Source organism: Sphingobacterium sp. UBA1897 (assembly GCF_002337775.1).
GTDB classification, from domain to species: domain Bacteria; phylum Bacteroidota; class Bacteroidia; order Sphingobacteriales; family Sphingobacteriaceae; genus Sphingobacterium; species Sphingobacterium siyangense.
Genome location: NZ_DDGR01000027.1, coordinates 76,331 through 97,518 on the forward strand (window position 1 = coordinate 76,331; position 21,188 = coordinate 97,518).

A 21,188-nucleotide genomic window follows, 5' to 3' on the forward strand; every position below is an offset into this window, starting at 1 on the left:
CCCAAAAAAAAATACGCTTAGGCCAGAAATCTTGACAAATAAATAGACATCTTGACAGACTAATCATCGCTATATTAACTTTCGTCACTACAAAAATGCCGTTCGTCAAACTCTTTTTGCCAAGGAATTGATCTTTCGTTCTTTTGAACAAATCAAAACAATATAAAATGAATAACAAAGCAATTTTATCATGCATCGTATTATTTGCCATGATGTTTAGCAAAAAACTGTTTGCTCAGGAGCAACCTTTCATTCAATTGGGTATAAAAGGGGGAAGTAGTCTCAACAAACTCAACACCGAATTAGCAGACTTAGATGACAAATATGCCATAGGATTACACATAGGGGGTATGGCAAGAGTTAATCTTGGAAGAGCCTATATCCAGGGTGAAGCTCTTTTCAATAAACGAAAAGCAGCACTTAAACCGCAAGGGCAAACCGAAAGCAAACTCAAATGGAATGCGATTGATATCCCCGTCGTTGCAGGCTACAAAATCTACCAAAATCAGGACATCAATTTCCGGGTAATAGCTGGTGTAATTTACAGTTATACGCTAAACGACAACTTGCCGCCTCTAAAAGCAATACAACAAGGAATCAAACATTTTGACAAATCAAACTTACAAGTTACCGGCGGTCTGGGAGTCGATATTCAGCGATTTACACTCGATGTTCGTTATGAACGCGGTTTTTCTGACCTTAATAAATCTTTTAAATCCAAACCACAGGCATTTTCTATTGGATTGGGTTACTTTATCTTCTAAAACAATGAATAAGTTTTACCTTTGGAGCTACCTAGGAATCAGGCTCCAAAGGTATTTTTTTTAAATCGTCATATGTTCAAAAAAAACTATTTAAATAAACATCTTTTTCTCATTTCTTTTTGGTTCGTTCTTGGGTTTGCTGTATGGATTCAAATAAAAGGCGAGTTCGATTCGCTCCAGGCTTTACTGCACACCTCGCTAATCATGGCTTCTTCGATTATTGTATCGCAGTGGCTGAGCGACCGGGTTCTACCGCGAGCGATCAAGGCTCAACAAATGAAACCTTTTGTACTAAAAGCAGTGCTTTTTGTAGTTATTTTAGCTATTTTAATTGGAAGTATAGATTTCTATTTCATTCTCACCAAAGAAGGAATAGCTAACCATGAACGGACAGAGCTAATACTCACTCATTTCTATCAAGCAATTCCATCTTCCCTACTGATCAATGGTACGGCCTGCGGAATTAGATTTTATCAGGAACATGCAGATATTCAACGTATCCATGGTCAATTGCAGCAGAATTTTCTTGAAAGTCAGGTAAAATTTTTACAGGATCAGGTCAATCCTCATTTTATGTTTAATGTCTTGAACCATATTCATATCCTCATGAAAAAGAATGTGGAAATGGCCGATTATTTGCTTCTGAAATTTTCGGACATTCTGAGGTATCAGCTCTATGAATGCAACCAACCGCTCGTACTTTTAACACGCGAACTGCAATATTTACAGGATTTTATAGCCATAGAAAAAATGCGGTGGGGTAACGAACTGGATGTAAGCTGTTCATGGAATCAATCTTCAAAGGATTTATATATTGCACCATTGATGCTCATCTGTTTTGTCGAAAACGCATTTAAACACGTAAACCGTCTTCCAAATCAAAAAGGGAGCATAGCGCTATCCTGTGCTGAGGAAAAAGGAAAACTTCAATTCAACATCAGTAATAGTTATCAGGACTGTCCGCAATTAGCTTCGACAGGACACTCGGGCATAGGGCTGGAAAATGTAAAAAAAAGACTGGAACTGCAATATGAAAACAACTATTCGTTAACAATCCATAAACTTGACGACAGTTTTACTATACAACTGACCATCGATCTTAACAGCTAACTATTGACAATGGAAGAAATTAAAATGAAATGTATCATCGTAGACGATGAACCTATGCTGCGCCAACATATTGCCGAAATGACCGAGCAGATCGATTTTTTGGATTTAGTGGAAACATTTCCTTCAGCACTAGCTGCAACTTCGAGGTTACAGCAGGGCGATATAGATCTTATTTTTTTAGATATTAATATGCCCTACCTCAATGGTATAGACTTTTTAGACTCCCTTGACAACCCGCCTTTATGCATCTTCATCACAGCTTATTCAGAATATGCGTTGGAAGGATTCAGACTTCAAGCTGTTGATTACCTCCTCAAACCTATAATTTTCCAGCGTTTCTATCAGGCCAGCTCCAAAGCTTATCAGCTTTTTGTACAGCGGAACAAACCCTTACAGGAAAGTAGTCCGAATGACAATATGTTATTTGTAAGACAAGGGGATGCTTTTGTTAAAATCTCCTGGACAGATATTCTGTACGCGGAAAGTATGCAAAATTATACAAAACTTCACTTTAAAGAGCGTACAATTACAATCCATCAAACCATGTTAGCTTTGGAAGAGGCATTACCCGGCAACCATTTTTTTCGTATTCACAAATCCTACCTAGTCAATGTAAACCACATTGATATTATTACTGGAGGGAGAGTATATATACAGGAACAAGAATTACCGATATCGCGTACAAAAAGAGAGGAGCTTCTCCAAAATGTTGTTTTTAAGAAGCTCCTCAGCAGATGATTAAGGCATATTCCATTTAAGTGCTACGGAAGTATAGAAGGTTGGAGAAAACCGGGGATCCGCCTGACTTTTGTTCTTGAATAAACTTTTCAGCGACCTATCATTTTCTACATACAATCTGGCAAGTGTGCTTCCGCCGGTCAGCTGGAGCTTCAGGCTCTTGCCCAAATTGAACTGAGGCTGAAGCCCAGCTGTCAATAACATAAAACCGGCCAAAGTAGATTTCCCATTTTTTTCTCGCTCTGCAGTCATACCATCTAGATTAACGACAGCACGAAGATCAACCATTTCATTGAGGTGATAGGATGCGGAAAGACCCTGTGGGAAATTCACATTGAACTTCACTTTTCCATTTGTTTTCCAGTCAAAATACAAGCCAGGTAAGATCATTGGCACGCCAAAACTATTGCTCAACACAGGGCCAAAACCAAAAGCTAAATTCGGTCTAAATTTTTTGATAAAAAGCACTCCCCCCTGCCCCAGTACATCCTTACCATTTACTTTAACGAGGTCTGAATAAATCCCAACGGAGGCAAAAGTCAATAGAGACCAATTTTTCCTTAATGAGGTCAGGTATTGAAGTCCCATTTCAGCATTGAGCATTTCAGTCGGGAATAAGGGCTCTTCGTACCCTCTATTTTCCATCTTTGCATAAGCTGCCCCTATCTTCCAGGACCAGCGTTTTATATTGCCAGAAGAATCTATTTTGGTAGATAATGGAACTTCCAGGTTAAACTGTATTCTCCTAAAATCGCTCTTTGAACCTGTCTTAACACTATCTTCAGGGCGAATATAATTTGATAGTGGGACATAATCCACAGCAACCTGTCCCGATACTGCATTTTGAGCATGTGCAGCCAGCGTAGTAAAACCGCTGAGTATAACTGCACATAATACTTGTTTCCTCATGTTTTTTCAACAAAGGAAGCTTTTGGACGGATCAAGCACCAATCTTTTTGATATAGTGCATGTATACGTTGACCAAATGCAAATTTATCGCGATGTCAAAAAATTTATAACGGCAAGAAGTGCGGATCAAAAGCAATGTTATAGATTAATATCACACATTGCCGGCATATTAATTTCCTTTACACAGCTTGCCGCCGAAGTAGAGATAATAAATCGTAATGCTTGGATTACATCTTGCAGGGGAATAAGATTACTTTGTGTTTGTACAATAACGTTTTCTATGGTTTCATTATGATCAAATTCTGTCGCTAAATAGCCCAAATTTAATATGGAAACACCTATTTTATCTTTTCTAAGGTTTTCTCGTAAGGAATGGACAACACCACGTAATGCAAACTTTGTCGCAGAGAATGCAACTTCTTTTCCACTGTGGTTATCTAAACCCCAAGTAGAACCAATCAATATAATCTTAGCGTTGGACGATTGTCTTAAATTATCTATTACCGACTGTACATTTAAAATGCAAGACGTAATATTCGTATTGATTAAGTTTATTATTTCGGAGGCGCTGCTATCTGCAAAATTATACGCTTCCGTAAATGCATCTTTTTCCCATATCCCAACATTATAGATAAAATAATCAATCCGCTGATTTCCTATTATCGCCTTTATCGTCTCCGAAGATTCTTTCGGTTGGGATAGATCGGTAGCAATCCATCGGATGTCTGAATTGGCACTTAAATAATTTGGTTCATTCCTGGAAATACCAAATATTAGATCATTCTGACTTGGCAAATTCAACGCTATAGCTCTGCCTAATCCCCTACTTATCCCAAAAATCAAATATGTCTTGCCACCTGTTTTCAATATCTCTACTGTTTTGTTGTGCTCGGATGCCATTTTTTTCTTAGTTTTAAATATCCACTAAGATAAGATTTATTTTACGGCCTCTACTTTGAATCCTTTTTCTCGGAGTAAGGTAATTAGCCCCTGATCACCGACCAAATGCCCTGCGCCAACGGCAATAAAACAGGATTCTTCATTGATCATAGGGGGTATCAGGTTACTCCAATTCAAATTTCTCCCAATTAACAATTTTTCTTTTTGTTCTTTCGTCATCCAGGCTGGATCTTGGAGCAATTTTGTCAACTCTTCCAAATTCTCTGATTTATAAGCTTGAACCATCTTAACGGTCAATGCAGGGTATTCGTCCAACTGAAAAACAGATTCGATGAACAATTTAGGTGTAATGAGATCCTTCAGCAAATTAAATTGAAAATCAGGTGTCTACAACTCTCCTATTACCTTTCCTTGGCTGGTCGCAAGTGCTGACAGCTCAACCTCATAAGACTTCATCTTTGTCGGATCCGGGCAATTAAATCCTTTCATCGAGAACAAGGATATAACAGCAACAGGTTTATGGTATTAAATGCTAGTCCCCAAAAATTCTCGCTGCTGTTTTTCGCTTTTAATATCTTCGATATTTTTTTCAATCAACCAGGCTCTAAAATGCTCAGGATCTTGTGGTGTAAAATGGATTACTTCACCACATTTTAAAAGTAGGGAAAAGATTCCGCTAGCGGCAGCGAATTTTACGATTTCGTTAGAATGGTATCCAAGTTGGGAAAAATACTCCATTGTTTTTATTCAATTCTAGAAATACTTATCTTACAAATCGATACAGGTCTTATAGGCCAGCAATCGTTCAGAAAGCATGTTAATTTTTATTTTCTTGCAGTTTTATAATTCATTCAAATATCGTAAATAATTTTAAATATTTCATTAATCAGATTATTAATTTAATTGTTATTTTCATAAATTAATCAAACAATTAACAAAGCTTCCACCAGAAATTATAGTAGCTATCCTAGTTCCATTGAATTCAGATCCAATCAATTTTTCCACAGTGGAGTGGTTTTATTTCGACCGTGTCATTCTACAAACATCAGGAGTAAATCTGAAGATGAGCGGGGATCCAATGGATATGTGATAGACAGCTTAGAATCAAGTCTATGGTATTTTTGGAGAAAGAAAAATTATAGCGGTAATGATTTAGGGATTATTAATCTCGAAGGAGAAACAGATGCTGGAGCCCCCAAGGGCAGGCTCACAGTTTATTATTTTGGTATGCTAGCAAAGATCAATTCGAAAAAGGCTGTCCTTTACCTGTTTCAATATATGCTTCTAAACTTTTCACAAATTGTCGCCATCCATCTGTACAAATAGCATAACATTCGATTTCAGGGGATAAGCCAATATGTTCAAGTTGCAACACAACCCCGTTTTCTTTTTCAGTGATGTCCCAAACGATCGTTGTGCCAATCCATTCTTTTTGATTTTTCAATCCAGGAAGGGCTATCAAGGAATCTTCGACATGCCAAACAACTTTTGCATTTTCATATAAGTCTTCCACTTGCATTACTTTGTAAATAAGATCGCCAAAGCGAATTGTAAATCTATCCTCCTTCTTATTGGAAGAGCCCTCAAACATGGTTGTCCACCAAAATGGTATTTCATCGGTTAGTGCTTTAAAAACCCGATCCTTTGTTACACCCAACTGGATCGTTTGACTATAATTTTCCATTGTCAATTTTTATTTTTTGAATAGTACACACGGCCTCGATTTTCCGTTATTATTAACGAATTTATAGATAGATTTTCCAATCGACCTTAGCATAAGACAAGTTTTTCTTCAGTGTCAGGATAGTACATGACGCTTATATAAAATTTATTGCGGATAATAGCTATATACTTTTATACTCCAAGCAACAGATTACTAATCAAATATAAAACCATCTATGAAGACTATGCTTCAAAAATTAGGAATATTAGGATTTCTGATCGTACTAAATTTCTCCACTTTCGCTCAAAAACTAGCGGTAATTGACCTAAAGGTAGAACATCTGAGCAATCCATTAGCCATCGAAACCGAGATTCCGAGATTGAGCTGGAAAATAACCTCTACGGAGAAAAACACACAACAAGCCGAATATGAAATTCGAGTGGGAACAGACAAAGTTTTCTTAAATAAAGATAAAGATCTCGTTTGGAAACATCGTTCTTCCACAGATCAATCTGTGTTAATTGACTACGCGGGATCTCCCCTTCAGTCAAAGAAAAAATATTTTTGGCAAGTCCGGGTAAAAGACAATCATGGCAATACATCTGCCTGGTCCACAATAGGATTCTTTCAAATGGGAATCTCAACCTCAGATTGGTCTGCACAATGGATCACTGTCTCAGGAAAGGACACTTCGTCCCGAAGTCCACTTTTCAGAAAAGAATTCAGCCTGAAAAAAAAGATAAAATCAGCGATGGCCTATATTACGGCAAAAGGCCTATACGAAGCCAAGCTTAATGGCGCTCGTATAAGTGACACATATTTTGCTCCGGGATGGACCAGCTACAAGAACCAGTTGCAATACCAAGTTTACGATGTTACAGCATTGCTTAGGGTCGGTTCGAATGTGCTGGGCGCAAGTCTCGGCAATGGCTGGTATAAAGGCCGTATTGGATTTGGAAATCAGCATAATTTCTATGGCGATACACGGGGACTGCTTTTACAACTTGAGGTCGAATATACCGACGGCACAAAGGAAACAATAAATACGGATGAGAACTGGAAGTATACTTATGGGCCTATTATGGCGTCGGATATCTATGATGGAGAGATTTACGATGCTAGAATGGAGATTACTGGATGGGATAATATTGATTTTAAAGAAGATAGCAACTGGAAGAATGTAAATGTGATGAACAAAGGAACGGAAAAGCTTATCGCGATGAGCGGTCCTCATGTTAGGAAACATGAACAGTTTAAAGCCCTCAGCATTTTTAAAACCCCAAAAGGGGAAACTGTGGTAGATTTTGGGCAAAATTTGGTGGGATGGGTGATTTTGAAGGCACAGGGCCCTACTGGAACAAAGATTACACTAAGTCATGCTGAAGTACTTACTAAAGAAGGTAATTTTTATACAACAAATCTACGATCTGCCAAGGCTCAGGACAGCTATATTTTAAAAGGCGGGGCCGAACAAGTCTTTGAACCACATTTTACTTTTCAGGGTTTTAGGTATGTTAAAGTTGAGGGCTATCCCGGAGAATTAAAATCCGATGATCTAACGGCCGTGGCTCTGTATTCTGATATGGCGACGACGGGTAAATTTACGACTTCCAATCCCCTAATCAACCAATTGCAGCACAATATTCAATGGGGACAAAAAGGAAATTTCGTAGATGTACCTACCGACTGTCCACAACGCGATGAACGCCTAGGTTGGACAGGCGATGCACAAGCTTTCGCGAATACCGCGGCTTACAACATGGATGTAGCAGGATTCTTTACGAAATGGCTAAAGGATGTCAAAGCTGACCAACAACCCAGCGGACTCATTCCTCATGTCGTACCAAATGTACTTGGGATCAATGATGGCGCATCAGCTGGTTGGGCCGATGTAGCCACAATTATTCCTTGGGATATGTACCGCGCTTATGGAGATCGCAGAATATTAGAAACACAATACGAAAGTATGCAAAAATGGGTGGGTTATATTACTTCTGTTGCGAAAAATAATCTCTGGAATTCAGGTTTTCATTTTGGGGATTGGCTTTTTTACCGTCCGAATGATGATAATGATGGAAGAGCCGCTGTAACCGATAAATATCTAATCGCACAGACTTTTTATGCTCACTCGACGCAACTACTGATTAACGCAGCGGAGGTCTTAGGCAAAAAAGAAGACGTTGCCAAATACACGGCATTACTTTTTAACATCAAAGCAGCCTTTGCAAAGGAGTATATGACTCCAACAGGTCGCCTAGTATCCGGTACACAGACGGCTTATGTACTGGCACTGCAATTTGATATGTTGCCTGAAGAGCTACGATCTGCTTGTGCTGACCGCCTTGTTGCCAACATCCGGGATTATGGCAACCACCTCACGACAGGTTTCTTGGGCACCCCTTATATATGCCATGTCTTGACTCGATTTGGACACAATGACGTTGCATACGATCTATTGATGCAAGAGAGTTATCCCTCTTGGCTCTACCCCGTGAAAATGGGCGCTACCACCATCTGGGAAAGATGGGATGGTATTAAACCTGATGGATCTTTTCAAACTCCAGACATGAATTCCTATAACCATTACGCCTATGGCGCCATTGGTGACTGGATGTATCGAACAATAGCTGGAATTAACTCGGCAGCAGATGCTCCGGGTTATAAATCAATCGTTATTGCTCCAAAACCGGGTGGTAAATTAACACATGCATCTGCAGAACTTGAAACGGTGTACGGTACGGTAAAATCGGCCTGGCTGTTAGAGAATAATCTATTGAAACTAGATGTCACCGTTCCGGTAAATACACGGGCAAAAATTGTACTCGTTGATTCCAGCCACAATATAGGTTCGGGTACTTATCATTTTGAAAGTAGTGTCAAATAAGCATAAAAGCCACGTCACACGACGTGGCCTTAAACTAAACATATGAAACAATTGTATTTTCTGTATGTCGCTGATCATAGCGCATAATATACTCTTTCGGTGTGCAACCGATAATCTGTTTAAATACGCGGTTAAAATTTGTAATGCTATTGAAGCCACAGTTATAAGCGATAAATGAGATATTTTCCAAATGTAAATGATCTTTTCCCAATTGACTGCAAACCTCATTAATTCGTATCCGGTTTAGATAACCAACTAAGGTAATTCCACAGTGTTTTTTGAAATAACGGCAGAATGCCTGTGGCGACAAGTGTGCACTTTCTGCTACACTCTCTAAAGTAAGCCCATGTTTAAAATGTGTATTGATATAATGACAAACCTTTTCAATTCGGTTATTTTTTCCAATCGAACAGACGGCAGCCTCCATGGGTTCAGGACAGAGTGAATCTGTTCTCTTTGAAATTTGAGATAGTGTTCTTAACAAATAAAAGAAATGCATCATTTTATCTATCTTTTCGGCTTGTTTTAACAACATAATACGCTTAGATACCACTTCGAAATCCATCTTAGGAATCTTAAACCCCCTGGAATCCTGTTTTAAAAATTGCTCCAATGGTTCAAATTCGCCCAACATAAAGAGCTGTTTTAATCTCCCAGCAGGATCAAAAAATATGGAAATCGAACGTGCCGCATCGCTCGCCTTATCTTCGGAAACAGATTTAAATACATGCGCCTGGTTTGCGCCAATGAAGAAGATATCGTTTTCTTTAAAGCTATGCAAGGTTTCATCCACGAGCAATACACCTCTTCCCTTTGTAATCCACATCAGTTGCGCTTCTTGATGACGATGCAAATGCGGGTAGAAAGATTCCGATATATCCTCTTGAACAGTTATACTCTGTCCTTGTATCACGGGGATATTAAACTGTAGTGTTTTCATAGTGCGTCGGTATTTAGGGTACTCAACATTGGTTTACTAAATATAAATAACAAACACAACATATTTATTATACGTCAATCTGAGATCAAATAAAATATCAAGATTTGCTCATTATTGGATAATTTTTGCACTTTGATCTTTTGGATCTATTAAAAACAAGGGGAGCCCCGCTTTGCCCCCCCTAATCGTTATTGTGTTATACGCGTTACTGTTGGCAGTTTCACCTGAACCTCATAAGTACCTTCCATCAATAGTTGGAATCCAAATACGGGGTTAACATTATTAGCACTCAACCCATCTATCTGTGCATACTTCATTGGGATGCGATAATAATTGAGAAATCCCCAATCTGTTCCATCTTTTCCAATTAATTTAGCCAATGGAAAGGGGGCTACTTCAAAATCACAGATCATTGAATTATCTGTAACCTGTACGGGATTAAACTTCACATGAGATTCAAACATCGGACGATCCCCTCTTTTGATCACTTCTCCATTTTTAGGATTGAATGCATTTCCATTTTTATCGACGATCTTTAGAATAACACGAGCGCCATCGTTTGAAATTTTTGTACAAGTCACCTTTGGAGCCGTGATCCCAGTAAAAACTTCAGCAGCACTTGATCCTGACGCCGCCTGATATGTTACTTTAAACATATCATCAATCGTGGGCTCTACAATCTCAATGGTTGCCAATTTAGGGAATACCCGTTCTCCTCTTGGATTGGTCATTTTGACATCAAAATTAAAACGCCCTAGAGGTAGGTTGGCAGAAGCTCGATTAAAAACCAGCTGTCCACTGACGGTATTGAATTCCATCGGAGCCTTTTTTACTGTTTCTCTCTTTTTATTGAGAAGCTCAACCGTGGTATCTGTCTCGGCATTGAATACTAAACCAGGCTTAAAGGTTAAAATGTCAAATTCTTTAAAAAAGACATCCGGTGCGGGCTGACCTGTTGCTTCATCCTTTAAATTTAACAATTCGAATGTATAGGGCGGAGTGGAGCCATCCGTATTGATACGGTCAGACATCGTAAGCGACATCCCACGTTTACAAAAGATGGTATTGTCTTTATAACGGATACCTTCACTCAAAAAACCGTTTTCAATTTTTTTGCACCCAGAAGTCAGTGTAAAAACAAACACTAGGCTATATAAAATTTTTAAATTCGTTTTCATATCTGTTTTTAGTCAGCCATTTTTCCGGCGTTAAAAAATAAACGATGTGTGTTTTGCAATACATGCAATACACCTGTCGTCGTAATAATTCCTGAGGTTTGACAATCATAGGATTTATCGAGCTGATCTTTGGGAATCGCATTATAATCTGGTTCTTCAGCATCAAGAGTCCCGATAACCTTTGTAAAATTGAGATAGTCTACATAATCCAAATAATCGCTGTAATCACGTGTTCTACGCAACTTAATATTGAACCTGACATTTGGGATCGCGCCAAGCTTGCTCACAAAATATTTATTATCCGGGCTGAGATTCTCTCTTGTAATCTTTCCATCGAATAGATAAATCATCATCGAATCACGTAGTTCCTTGACTGGGATGTTATTTATCCCGAACTGAATATTTTCGTTTCCTACTTCAATGATCTTTTGTTGTTTTTTGGCGGCTACATAATCCCGTACGCCATAATCACTCGTAGCAAAGAAAGTGACATCCGAATTGACAATATCTTTAATACCAGCGCGATCTATAATCTTAACCAATGAATCAAAGCTTCCGTGCTGCTTTAAAAAATCATAGGTTGTCTGATTCACGTGGGCGTCGCTCTTTCCTCCATCTACTTTGTAATTATCTTTCTTACAAGCAAAAAGAAAGATCAATAACGACGCAAACAATCCTGTTATCTTTTTCATAATTCTTTTAGTTAGTGCTTAAACCTTTCCTCTCCAGTAAGAGGTCTGTGTCAACTTGTTATTATTTTTGAATAGGGCTGGATTAATCGGCCAATAGAATCCTTCCTGACGAAAACGGGATTCTGAAAGCCATGGAACAAAATTGCTGTATTGCCTTGTTCGCAATAGATCATAAAAAATATGCCCTTCGAGATAAAGTTCCTTACCTCTTTCAATAATATATTCGTACATGACATCGTCTTTACTCGATGTATTATCCACGAATGCAGATTCATCGGCGCCATTCCTTTTTCTAAATTCGTTGATGATATCGATCGCTTTGGAGACTTGATTTCTATAGAGTGCAATTTCGGCTTTCAACAAGTGCATATCCGCTAACCTAAAGACAATCAAATTATTGCTAACATAAGGATCTTGCTTTTGTGAGGGATTACGGTAGACAACATTTTGATATTTTATGCAAGTAGCTTTATCGCTGTTTAAATCTGTAAAATTACGTCGACAGCGAATATCACTATCGTCAAAGACTTGTGAAGGCATCGCTTTCCACTCCCACTGCTGCAAACTTGTATTCCAATACCAATCCCAAACTTGGTCTATCTTATAAAAATGATTTGTCAGATAATCTGAATTGACATAACACCTCGAATTTGTTCCAGTAGTTGCCAGCTGCGCTGTTCTCAAAAACATATTGGCAATATGTTGATTGGTTCCTTCACGCGTATTTTCACTCATTGCAATTTCAAAAATACCTTCACTCGAAAGTCCTTCGAAAGTCTTGTAATAATTAGATGTATCGGTCAATGAATACATACCATTATTTAAGATTTCATCGATGGCCTTATCGGCTTTGTCTACCGTTTCGAGATCCGGTTGGTTTGAATTGACATCGCTCATTGTTGCCTTCCAAAGGTAAAAATGTGCTAACAATGCATTCACCGCGCCTTTATTGGCTGTAACTTTCGCATTCCCAACAAGTGAATATTGCCAAGGTAGCAGTTCATGTGCCAACAGTGCGTCCTTCTCAATCTGCGCCATAACCTCTTTTTTGGTACTTCGTGCTAATTCTGGAGCAGAAATAGGATCATCGTATTCTTCAGTTACCAAGGGGACATCTCCCCAAACACGTAGCATCATAAAATAAGTGAACGCCCGTAAAAAATAGGCCTCTCCGAGCATCTCATTTTTGAATTTCGTCGGATTGGTCACATCGGTCAGCAAGTCGTCCGCTACCTTAGGAACTCGATTAATAAGGATATTGCTCATTGTAATCGCTTTATAATACTTGGTCCAGTCTCCGAAGTTTTCTACGTTGTATTGAAATGTGAAATCTCCGTCTTGAATTCCTTCCAGACCATCGCCATTATACTGGATTGTAAAATAATTCTTGGCAATTGCATCGCCATACATAAAGTATCGAGGACTCGGATTCCAGTTACCTGAATTCATCACATCCCGTACCAAGGCATAGTTACCTGCCATAGCACTTCTCAAATCGCCGGAGCTTTTCCAATACGCACCCGCGAAGGTTGAATTGACAGGTTCTTCCACCAAAAACTTTTTACATGACCCTAGCAAGAAAACCAGCATCAGTAGCACAGCTAGTCTATAGTTTAAAAAAAATCTTTTCATCGTCTTAAAAAGTTAGTTCAAATCCTAATGTATATTTTCTTGGAATAGGATAACCCCCACCGTTATACTCTCCATATGGGTTTACTGCCTCGGCATCAGGCAATTTTTTTGATTTTTGCCAACGGGCTACATTGTCAACTATACCAAAGAATCTCACTTTAGAAATACTCCATTTCTTGCTAATGCGTTCAGGGAGGTTGTAAGAAAAAATAAGGTTCTTGAAACGCATATAGGAACCATTTTCTAAAAAGAAAGTCTGTGCAGAGGTATAGTAGTAGCGATAGGTACCAATATCATATTTGGCATATTCAGCTTTATCACCTGGCTGCCTCCAAATATTCAGTTTATCTAAATCCCGTATCGAATAGTAAGTGAAATTTGATACCGCATCTCCAGAAGTGGAATTATTAAATTGATCTGATTCAAAAAGATTTAGTACATCTCTTCCAAAACCATAGGTAAAAAATAAAGTAAGCGAAAAGTCTTTATAGTTAAAGACATTATTCCAACCACCGGTCCATTTAAAATTGGGATCTCCAATAGCCCTTTTATCAGGATTGATACCACTGTTAAACACGTCTACAAAATAATCGCCATCAACATCTTCAAAATAAAAATCTCCTGGATTGAACGTTCCATTGGAATTGCGATAACGCTCACCTGTATAGGGGTTAACAGGAATATCATCCAGGGTAGCAAAAACGCCCAAAGTTTTATAGAGATAGAATGCGTTGATTGGACTACCTACGGAAAGGATATGTGATTTATCAAATCGATCGCCGTCCATGACCATATCACGGCCACCATTTGGAAGGTTCATAATTCGATTCTTGACATAAGAAATATTTAAATTGGATCGCCAGGTCAATGCGGAGCTACGTGGGAGAACATCAGCTGATAATTGAATATCGACACCTGAATTGCGAATCCCGACAGAATTTGTTTTGGCATAATCATATCCTGAAGTCACCGGGAGCATTACATCAAATAGTCCGTCATAATTTTCCTTATTAAAGACATCGACCATAGCTGTAAATCGCCCTTTATACAATTCCATATCAACGCCTAGATTCCACTGTCTATTACGTTCCCAACTTAGGTTCTTTTGTGCAACACCATTTCTAAAGTTTGGCGTAATAGCCACTTGGCCATTATAGGAAGTTGCTCCGGAATTACCCTGATACCCACCATTATTGACATTATAGAGATTATACTGCAAATAGTTACTTGAAGGGAGCGATCCAGTCAATCCATAACTTCCTCTAATTTTAAGCAAGGTCAATGCAGGGTTATTTTTTAGAAAATCTTCTTCAGTTAAAATCCAGCCAAGAGATGCCGATGGAAAATATCCCCATTTGTTGTTCTCTCCAAAGCGGGACGAACCATCAGCACGTACAGCACCTGAAAAAAGGTATTTACTATCAAAATCATAGGAAAAGCGACCGAGATAAGATAGCTGTGACCATTTTTGCAAATCGGAGTTGGCACCAATATTATTTTGCAGAAAACCTGTAACCACTTGGATCTGATCCGATACGCCCTGGCTGCCCCAAGCTGATACATTTTGCATTCTATTCTTTTCAGCTTCCTGGCCCAGTAATACATTAAGCGAGTGTTTTCCAAACTGTTTGACGTAGGTTAAAAAGTTCGATATCCTGACCTGGCTATTCTCATAAGAATAAGCTGACGAATAATTACCAGCCCCGCTCATCAAGGCAGATGGTCTATTATAAGCCCTATTGGCCATATCTTTAATATAGGCAGATTGGGAGGTAAAAGTTAACCCAGGTGCAATATTGAAAATCAGATTTAGATTGGTATTCAGATTAGAAGATTCATTATTGTCAAGACTACTATCATAGGTACCCAAAAGATAAGCTTTTTTAGCATCTGAAAGATTAAAAAGTGATGATGGCATACTACCCGCACTCAATGCTATTGGGCTCACATCACTCCCGCTCCCCCGCGCTCGCTTATTATACGAATAGGCAACAATGGGATTGATCGTTAAACGCTCATTGATAGCCTTACTGGACAAATTGAGTCTTCCTGTATAGCGTTTAAACCCGGTTGCTTTAATGATCCCAGCCTCATCGTAATAATTCCCGCTAAAACGATACGAACTAATTGCCGATCCGCCGCTAACAGAAAGGTCTGCACTCTTTATCTTTCCTTTTTGGTAGAATAGATCCTGCCAATCTGTATTTCCATTGAATGCAGGGTTTAGCGAATCGGTTAGCATAAAAGGTAGATTTCTAAAATCGTTGGAAGAGAGTTGATTTTTTAGTATCGTCATCTTCTGCTCACGTTCGGTTCTTCCGAGTGTTACTTCACGTAGTTCGGGCCGTTGCGTTAGACCTCCATATCCGGTTAGCATAAAACGGGGATCGCCATTACGCCCTTTTTTCGTCGTAATCATAATCACCCCATTTGCTGCTCTAGACCCATAAATTGCAGCAGCAGAAGCATCTCTGAGCACGTCCACAGATTCGATATCATTCGGATTTAGACCTGCAAGGTAGTTGGTTCCTGTTCCTGTATTCGGACCCACAAATTGTTCTGTAGGCTGCGGAACTCCGTCAATAACATAGAGTGGATTACTAATGACATTGTAATAGTCGTCATTGGAGTAATTCAGGCTAACTGCCGATGTACCACGAACAGCCAATGTTGGCGAAGCACCCGGAGCGCCAGAAAAATTCTGAACGTTGACGCCAGCTAATCTTCCCTGAAGCAACATATCAAAACTGGCAGCTGGAAGATTTTCTAGATCCTTACCTGAAATACTTGATATAGCTGCAGTAGCTTTTTTGCGGGAAGTACTTTGATAACCGATTACCACGGCCTCGTCAAGAATACTTAATGTTTCGACCAAGGTAAAGGTCATTTTACCGGTTGCAGGGATAGGCTGACGCGCCCGCTCGTATCCGATAAAACTCGTCTCCAAGACATCTCCAACTTTACCTGAAATCTTAAAATTCCCCTGATCATCGGTCTGTGTACTATTGGAAGTACTCGTGTTTCTTAAAGTTACTCCGGCTAATTGCTTACCATTCTTATCACGTACGGTACCCGTGATCTGCTGGCCTAGTGCAATTAGTGAAGTTAGAAACACAGATAAAAATAAAACTATCTTTTTCATTTGTGTTTGATTAGGTGCTCTTACTTAGGTTATTCCAAATATAGGAGCTAAACACAGGTCTAATTTTCTTAATTATTACCAGTTTACAGCACTTTTTTAGCAAAAAACAAAACGGGGCGCCATGTAGTCTAGCAAGACTGTTACATTTTGATTGATGGCTTTTTTACACAATTTTATATCTTTAGCTTAAGAAAAACCGATTTACATCGGTAAATCAATTATAGACCCAGGTACTACAATGACGAAACTAAAATGCATCATCCTATTGTTGTTCTTCAATTGTTTTATGGCAGTTGGTCAGGATGCGATCAGAATAAATCACTTACCTTTCATTCAAGGACTGACAGAGCAATCTGTTTCCATTATTTGGACGACAGACAAGCCTGCTACTGGCTGGGTTGAGCTGGCCCCAGATGACTCCAGTCACTTTTACTTTAAGGAAAGACCAAAATATTATGCGGCTGCCTATGGCTTCAAAAAGGTAGGCACTTTACATCAGGTTACATTGACCAATTTAAAACCTGGAACACGCTATAGATATCGTGTGTATAGTCAGGAAGTTCTCAAACATGTTGGAGTCAATGTGCAATATGGAAAAGTAGTGGCCACTGATGTCTATCAAAAGGCACCCCTATTTTTCCAAACCTTTGGCATGGCCAAATCTACCCATTTTACGGTAGTTAATGATATTCACGAACGCAATGAGGTTCTCGATAAGCTATTGGATATCGGCGGTCTAAAGACTAGTGACTTTGTGGTATTCAACGGTGATATGGTTAATAACCTATTAAGTGAAACACAACTATATGAAGGGTTTATGGATACCGCCATTAAAAAGTTCGCCAGCGAAAAACCAATGTTTTATTCAAGAGGCAATCATGAAACACGTGGACCTTTTGCCACTGAATATCCCCAATATTTCCCAACACCAACAGGTAAACTATATTACCAATTTAGGCATGGAAATGCTGGTTTTATCATTTTAGATTGTGGTGAAGATAAACCCGATACCGACATTGAATATAGTGGCATTGTAGATATGGATAACTATAGAAGCGAACAAGCGGCCTGGTTAGCTCAAGCTATTGAAGATCCGTCATTTAAAGATGCCAAATATAAGATCGTAATCTGTCATATGCCCCCTTTTGGTGGATGGCATGGGGAACAAGAGATTTTGGAGAAATTTGTTCCTATCCTCAACAAAGCAGGAACACAGATCATGCTATCAGGACATTTACATAGACACATAATCAAAAATGCGACAAATATAATACAATTTCCGATCATTGTAAATTCCAACAATAATGTGCTTCGCGTAGATTTAGACGACGAAAAAGGAATCTTCAAAATTCTCGATCAGCAGGGGAAAACGGTGGACCAAGTGATCATTAAGCCGTTAAAATAAAATGGTCAAGAAAATAGCACAGGAAATTTACCTGCACTTTCATATGCAAATGCTAATAGCAAATCGTACTGCCGTCAATTTCTAACAAAAAAGCTTCGAAAGAGCCAAGAAAAACGACCCCATGTGCATCTATCAGGAGAAAGAGCATTAGCTGAAGAGCCTTTGAGCCTGAATAATTTTCGGAAATAATGAATGCAATATACATTAAACCATGGTCAACTTAAAACCACTCTCTGTTGAAGATGTCTCACCATTTTATGAATGGCTCAATGACGATTTATCTATTAAATATTCCCTCTCTCTTTTTCAGTCACTCCAATCAAAGGATCATATAGACAATTGGTTTCTATCCGTTGTCAACGATTCTAAAAATTTTAATCGTGGAATTTTCCTAAACGATTCGAATAAACTGATTGGGTATGCGGGCATTTGTAATATTTCCAAGCCAAACAGATCCGGAGAGTATTTTATCTTTATAGGGGATCGCCAAGAATGGGGGAAAGGGATAGGCTCTTTAGTTACCAAATTAATCCTAGATATAGGGTTTGGAAATCTAGGGCTCAATAGAATTATGCTTACGGTATCTGAACCGAATTATGCAGCGATAAAAGCATATGAAAACGCAGGATTTCAATTGGAAGGAAGAATGCGTAAAGCCTGTTTTAGGGATAATCAATTTCACGACAAGCTATTGATGTCAATCCTGGAAGATGAATGGCACGATAGAAGAAACCTAAGTATAAAATAAAATTAATCGCTACATATCCCCACACTATTTTGAATAAAATGTTTTTGGATACAACTTCTTAAAAGCGTTGTAGACCGCTTGATGTATTACAGTGGAATGCAATTCATCAGGCATGTAATCAAATACAAAATGAATTTTTTTATTGTTATTAAGTATATCAGATAACGCTATGGCCTCGTCATACATTCTCACATCTTCTTCTTTATTGGGCACACCAAGATAAACTTTTACATCTTTTTTCAAATTACCTTGTAGAAACTTCTCCGCTTTTTTCAATAATGACTCCTCGCCCCACCACAAACTTGGGCTTATAATAATATAGTCATCAAATAGTTCGGGTTGTTTTAATAGTATCTCTACGGAAAGAAGCCCAGCCAGTGATTCTCCTATTAAAGTCTGTTTTCCATTCGATTTATAATTGCCACTTATGTAAGGAATCAATTCATTTTTCATGAAGGTTCTATATTTTTCGGAACCACCATACGAGGGAAAGCTAGCTTTTTGAAAACCTTCCTTTTCTATAAAATCTGTATTTTCAACAGGGAAGGTAAAATCTCTTCTACGTGTATTTCCACCTATTCCAACAACAATACTTTGAGGGAATCTATCGATCCAGGGTTGTGTACTGAAACGGACAATACCCGCAATATGAAAAAAATCTTCATCAACACCACCATCAAGAACATATACAATTGGATAGCGAACAGCATCATTGGGGTTATAATTGTCGGGAAGATAAATGTTGATCATTCTGTCTTCACCCAAAACTTTTGAATGCAAAATCTCTGACCTCCCCATCAATAAAGGAGTACCATTTTGTGCCAAACAATCTGTATTAAAAATAAAGAAAATTAAAAGAATGAGCATTCTATTACCAATCATATCCGATATATTGCGCTTACCAAGACTGTTTTTTTGAATAATCCTATATTGAAATCCTTGACTATTCGACATAATATCCCTAAGACCTGCCAACATTTTTGTTCAACAAATTACCAGCACAATTTACAATGAAAATTAATATAATTGTTAGTTTTTTATTTTTTGAGCATAATTAAATGATTCTTTCACAACGATAACCCCACTCAAACATCTTTCTAACAATGCTGTTGGTCTCAATTTCCAATTGTGAAGATTCAATTCTTAGAATACGTTCTTCATCGTCAAGATCGAAATTAATTTTATAAGAGGAAAAGAGGCTGACAAGAGTTGCAACAATTCGCTGTGCATCCTTCATTCGATAAACATTGGTTTTAAATATTTCGACTCGTTTCATTAGATCTGATTAAGTTCAATTCAAGAAATACGGTGTTAATCCTATTCTATTTACTCATTCTAAACTACAATACAGCGCGTGCAACAGCTACAAAATTTAGATAAACACAGTAAAAAACTCGGTAAGTATGGTAAATTAAACGGTAAACAACAGGCTGCTATTTAATAACTGAATTATAACCGTTCATAAATCCCTGAATAAGTTCAGGTAGATTCAATAATAAAAATACGCAAATGACAATAGCAATAATGGCATAAAAAAACCACGACGAACTTTTCTTTTTCATAACAAGCTATTTAAGAATAATCAATTTAAAAATATAGGCTTCACAAAGATGGAAATTGCGCTAGAGCGCTGCAAAACAGAACAGACGCCATAACATACCCTCTTGATTTTCAATATAACTCAATATACGAAATTAATCTATATAACAATAAAGTAATTTAAAAATTATATTTTTCAAAAAATAAAAACAGTCACTTCAAATAAGAAAGTTAATGTTACAAAATAGAATCTTTGTAATCCATGTATAGTTGAACCTTATCTTGTCGCATATTGTGTAGGATACTGGGCTTAATAGTGCGATTGATTGAAGATTTATATTCTACTATAGTGTCCCCAATATTGGCCTGAGGATCTTTGGTTTTCACATTGGTAGAGATGGTTATCAATCCTACTATAGTTAAAATTACCAATGAATTAAAGAAGTGTATCATAAATAAAGATTGAATAGTTTATCAATCCAATTTCAAAAAATAAACTTTAAAAAACCATAAGTTTTCGGCGAAAGAACAATTTCCATCGGTAAACAACAGACTTTTACCTATAAACCGTTCAGCTTTTGCTATAAACAATTACACAAGAGAATTCCATACTAAATTTCCTGTCATATAGTATTTTTTTTTCAAACAGATTTTCAGAGGCTCTTGACCATACTAAAAAACAACGCGTTATAACCTACGCTAAGTTCGCGGTCCAATATTAAGTTTTCTTTAATTTTGATGCTTCCTATTTAGTCTGACTACTCAATTTCGTAAATATGTCCCATGAAAAGAATAGGAACATTCATTTTGACAACGTGCATGTTTGCAACCTCGCAGCTCACGTTCAGTCAAAACAATATACAAAATAGAATTAGTTCATTTTGGAAAGCAATAAAGTTGGACTACCAAATGGCTGGACACTAACCTCTGTTGGGAAACAAATA

17 protein-coding genes and 1 pseudogene are annotated in these 21,188 nt (G+C 38.0%); 6 read left to right on the top strand and 12 right to left on the bottom strand.

All coding sequences use genetic code 11. The annotated features are described in order from the left end of the window. Positions 1-167: 167 nt before the first annotated feature. From B4N43_RS18775 to B4N43_RS18785, 3 genes are all read left to right on the top strand, one after another. On the top strand, positions 168-764 hold the full coding sequence (locus B4N43_RS18775) for a porin family protein (RefSeq protein WP_088160512.1): 597 nt from the start codon (positions 168-170) through the stop codon (positions 762-764). 204 nt (positions 765-968) lie between these two features. Next, complete coding sequence (locus B4N43_RS18780) at positions 969-1,874, top strand: sensor histidine kinase (protein WP_232475693.1); 906 nt, start codon at positions 969-971, stop codon at positions 1,872-1,874. A gap of 9 nt (positions 1,875-1,883) precedes the next feature. Next, entirely contained in the window at positions 1,884-2,612 is a 729-nt protein-coding gene (locus tag B4N43_RS18785) for a LytR/AlgR family response regulator transcription factor (protein ID WP_198386042.1), read from the top strand. Here the strand turns inward: B4N43_RS18785 and B4N43_RS18790 are convergent, their stop codons facing one another. The 5 genes and pseudogenes from B4N43_RS18790 to B4N43_RS18810 form a co-directional block, all read right to left on the bottom strand. After that, a complete protein-coding gene (locus tag B4N43_RS18790) occupies positions 2,613-3,521 on the bottom strand; it encodes a DUF6268 family outer membrane beta-barrel protein (RefSeq protein ID WP_075991392.1) in 909 nt (302 codons plus the stop codon). 138 nt (positions 3,522-3,659) lie between these two features. Continuing rightward, positions 3,660-4,421 carry an SDR family NAD(P)-dependent oxidoreductase gene (locus B4N43_RS18795; protein ID WP_088160510.1) on the bottom strand — a complete coding sequence of 254 codons (762 nt, stop codon included), beginning with the start codon at positions 4,419-4,421 and terminating at the stop codon, positions 3,660-3,662. A gap of 36 nt (positions 4,422-4,457) precedes the next feature. After that, positions 4,458-4,796: pseudogene (locus tag B4N43_RS18800) on the bottom strand (TraB/GumN family protein); the annotation flags it as partial. A gap of 150 nt (positions 4,797-4,946) precedes the next feature. Beyond that, a complete protein-coding gene (locus tag B4N43_RS18805) occupies positions 4,947-5,159 on the bottom strand; it encodes a hypothetical protein (RefSeq protein WP_075991389.1) in 213 nt (70 codons plus the stop codon). Between the two features lie 502 nt (positions 5,160-5,661). Continuing rightward, positions 5,662-6,105 carry an SRPBCC family protein gene (locus B4N43_RS18810; RefSeq protein ID WP_075991388.1) on the bottom strand — a complete coding sequence of 148 codons (444 nt, stop codon included), beginning with the start codon at positions 6,103-6,105 and terminating at the stop codon, positions 5,662-5,664. A 223-nt stretch (positions 6,106-6,328) separates the two neighbouring features. Between B4N43_RS18810 and B4N43_RS18815 the strand changes: the two genes are divergently transcribed. Next, on the top strand, positions 6,329-8,968 hold the full coding sequence (locus B4N43_RS18815; protein ID WP_232475692.1) for an alpha-L-rhamnosidase: 2,640 nt from the start codon (positions 6,329-6,331) through the stop codon (positions 8,966-8,968). A 34-nt stretch (positions 8,969-9,002) separates the two neighbouring features. Here B4N43_RS18815 and B4N43_RS18820 read toward each other — a convergent pair whose 3' ends face one another. The 5 genes from B4N43_RS18820 to B4N43_RS18840 all read right to left on the bottom strand — a co-directional run bounded on the left by B4N43_RS18820 (position 9,003) and on the right by B4N43_RS18840 (position 16,552). Continuing rightward, positions 9,003-9,908 carry an AraC family transcriptional regulator gene (locus B4N43_RS18820; RefSeq protein WP_088160507.1) on the bottom strand — a complete coding sequence of 302 codons (906 nt, stop codon included), beginning with the start codon at positions 9,906-9,908 and terminating at the stop codon, positions 9,003-9,005. A 188-nt stretch (positions 9,909-10,096) separates the two neighbouring features. Next, positions 10,097-11,086, bottom strand: a complete 990-nt coding sequence (locus B4N43_RS18825) for a DUF5007 domain-containing protein (RefSeq protein ID WP_075991385.1) — start codon at positions 11,084-11,086, stop codon at positions 10,097-10,099. A gap of 8 nt (positions 11,087-11,094) precedes the next feature. Further along, positions 11,095-11,778, bottom strand: a complete 684-nt coding sequence (locus tag B4N43_RS18830) for a hypothetical protein (protein ID WP_075991384.1) — start codon at positions 11,776-11,778, stop codon at positions 11,095-11,097. Positions 11,779-11,796: 18 nt separating this feature from the next. Then, the gene (locus tag B4N43_RS18835) at positions 11,797-13,410 is read right to left on the bottom strand and encodes a RagB/SusD family nutrient uptake outer membrane protein (RefSeq protein WP_088160506.1); all 1,614 of its coding nucleotides are present in this window, start codon (positions 13,408-13,410) and stop codon (positions 11,797-11,799) included. 4 nt (positions 13,411-13,414) lie between these two features. Then, the gene (locus B4N43_RS18840; protein WP_088160505.1) at positions 13,415-16,552 is read right to left on the bottom strand and encodes a SusC/RagA family TonB-linked outer membrane protein; all 3,138 of its coding nucleotides are present in this window, start codon (positions 16,550-16,552) and stop codon (positions 13,415-13,417) included. Positions 16,553-16,790: 238 nt separating this feature from the next. Between B4N43_RS18840 and B4N43_RS18845 the strand changes: the two genes are divergently transcribed. Continuing rightward, positions 16,791-17,957, top strand: coding sequence for an FN3 domain-containing metallophosphoesterase family protein (locus tag B4N43_RS18845; protein ID WP_286735849.1), 1,167 nt, complete (start codon positions 16,791-16,793; stop codon positions 17,955-17,957). A 211-nt stretch (positions 17,958-18,168) separates the two neighbouring features. Beyond that, the gene (locus tag B4N43_RS18850) at positions 18,169-18,705 is read left to right on the top strand and encodes a GNAT family N-acetyltransferase (RefSeq protein WP_286735850.1); all 537 of its coding nucleotides are present in this window, start codon (positions 18,169-18,171) and stop codon (positions 18,703-18,705) included. 24 nt (positions 18,706-18,729) lie between these two features. On the opposite strand, the gene B4N43_RS18855 is transcribed toward B4N43_RS18850, so the two are convergent. Together B4N43_RS18855 and B4N43_RS18860 are read right to left on the bottom strand one after the other, a co-directional pair. Further along, positions 18,730-19,587: an alpha/beta hydrolase gene (locus tag B4N43_RS18855; protein ID WP_075994664.1), complete on the bottom strand. Its 858-nt coding sequence runs from the start codon at positions 19,585-19,587 to the stop codon at positions 18,730-18,732. Between the two features lie 172 nt (positions 19,588-19,759). Further along, complete coding sequence (locus tag B4N43_RS18860) at positions 19,760-19,981, bottom strand: methyltransferase type 11 (RefSeq protein ID WP_075991379.1); 222 nt, start codon at positions 19,979-19,981, stop codon at positions 19,760-19,762. Positions 19,982-21,188 lie beyond the last annotated feature (1,207 nt).